This window comes from Stenotrophomonas chelatiphaga (assembly GCF_001431535.1).
Classification (GTDB): Bacteria; Pseudomonadota; Gammaproteobacteria; order Xanthomonadales; family Xanthomonadaceae; genus Stenotrophomonas; species Stenotrophomonas chelatiphaga.
In genome coordinates this window covers 1-1,889 of sequence record NZ_LDJK01000137.1, presented here as the reverse complement: position 1 = coordinate 1,889, position 1,889 = coordinate 1, and the positions used below count along the sequence as shown (strand labels likewise).

The 1,889-nt window shown below is 65.1% G+C and carries 2 protein-coding genes; both read left to right on the top strand.

Annotated elements, in window-relative coordinates; all coding sequences use genetic code 11:
• Positions 1-152 precede the first annotated feature (152 nt).
• Positions 153-650, top strand: coding sequence for a peptidylprolyl isomerase (locus ABB28_RS17510; RefSeq protein ID WP_057687625.1), 498 nt, complete (start codon positions 153-155; stop codon positions 648-650).
• A gap of 116 nt (positions 651-766) precedes the next feature.
• Entirely contained in the window at positions 767-1,753 is a 987-nt protein-coding gene (locus ABB28_RS17505; protein ID WP_057687624.1) for a malate dehydrogenase, read from the top strand.
• The last annotated feature ends 136 nt before the right edge of the window (positions 1,754-1,889 follow it).

Below are 1,889 nucleotides of genomic sequence, written 5' to 3'. Positions count from 1 at the left end.
GCCCCGCACCGTCCCCTCCCGCCCCGTACGGCGGCCCCACGAAAACACAGAACCGCTGCGAAATCTCCAACGATCGTCGTACCCGCGACCGAAACGGGACGGGTGTAAACTAGGGAGCTAGACCTTTCCAACCCGAATTCCTGAGGATCCGCATGTCCCTGATCGCTACTTTCGATACCACCCAGGGCCCGATCAAGGTCGAGCTGTTCGCCGACAAGGCACCGCTGACCGTGGCCAACTTCGTGAACCTGGTGAAGCATGGCTTCTATGACGGCCTGGTGTTCCACCGCGTCATCGCCGATTTCATGATCCAGGGCGGTTGCCCGCGCGGCCAGGGCACCGGCGACGCAGGCTACAAGTTCGAAGACGAAAAGAATGGTGTGAAGCACCAGGTCGGTTCGCTGTCGATGGCCAACGCCGGCCCGAACACCAACGGCAGCCAGTTCTTCATCACCCACATCAAGACCGACTGGCTGGACGGCAAGCACACCGTGTTCGGCCAGGTGCTGGAAGGCCAGGCCATCGTCGATTCGGTCAAGCAGGGTGATGTGATCCATTCGATCACCCTGGAAGGCGATACCGACGCCGTGCTGGCCGCCAAGGCCGACCGCGTCGCCGAGTGGAACAAGTCGATTCCCTCGCGCGCCTGATCCCCTTTGAAACGGCCACCCTGCGGTGGCCGTTTTCATGATCCCCCGCCGCCTGCCAGGCCGCCCGGCCACGCCCGCGGTTCAAATCCAACGCTCGCAAGCTAGAGGAAACCCCCATGAAAGCACCCGTTCGTGTTGCCGTGACCGGCGCTGCCGGCCAGATCGGCTACGCCCTGCTGTTCCGCATCGCCTCCGGCGAAATGCTCGGCAAGGACCAGCCGGTCATCCTGCAGCTGCTTGAGCTGCCGGTGGAAAAGGCCCAGGCCGCGCTGAAGGGCGTGATCATGGAACTGGAAGACTGCGCATTCCCGCTGCTGGCCGGCATCGTCGGTACCGACAACGCCGAAGTGGCGTTCAAGGACGTCGACGTGGCCCTGCTGGTCGGCGCGCGTCCGCGCGGCCCGGGCATGGAGCGCGCCGACCTGCTGCAGGCCAACGCGGAAATCTTCACCGCGCAGGGCGCCGCCCTGAACAAGGTCGCCAAGCGTGACGTCAAGGTGCTGGTGGTCGGCAACCCGGCCAACACCAATGCCTACATCGCGATGAAGTCGGCGCCGGACCTGAACCCGCGCAACTTCACCGCCATGCTGCGCCTGGACCACAACCGTGCGCTGAGCCAGCTGTCGACCAAGCTCGGCAAGCCGGTGGGTGGCATGGAAAAGCTGGTCGTGTGGGGCAACCACAGCCCGACCATGTACCCGGATTACCGTTTCGCCACCGCCGATGGCGCGTCCATCGCCGATGCCATCAACGACCAGGACTGGAACGCCGGCACCTTCATCCCGACCGTGGGCAAGCGCGGCGCGGCGATCATCGAAGCGCGCGGTTCGTCCTCGGCCGCTTCGGCTGCCAACGCCGCCATCGACCACATCCGTGACTGGGTGCTGGGCAGCAACGGCAAGTGGCTGACCATGGGCGTGCCGTCCGACGGTTCCTACGGCATTCCGGAAGGCGTGATCTTCGGCTTCCCGGTCACCACCGAGAATGGCGAGTACACGCTGGTCAAGGACCTGCCGATCGACGAGTTCAGCCAGAAGTACATCGACAAGACCCTGGCCGAGCTGGAAGACGAGCGTTCGGCCGTGGCGCACCTGCTGGGCTGATCCAGCCGTTCGATGGTTCCGAAGAAACGCCGGGCGTGTCCTGGCGTTTTTTTTCGCCTGGTGGTGGCGCGGCGAACGGGTGGGACCCCCTCGCGGGTGGCTGCTCTCGAGCTGCAGCTGGGGGTGGGCCGGGCGG

Coding starts and splice junctions, on each gene's coding strand:
- ABB28_RS17510 (WP_057687625.1), top strand. CDS start 153: ATGTCCCTGATCGCTACTTTCGATACCACCCAGGGCCCGATCAAGGTC.
- ABB28_RS17505 (WP_057687624.1), top strand. CDS start 767: ATGAAAGCACCCGTTCGTGTTGCCGTGACCGGCGCTGCCGGCCAGATC.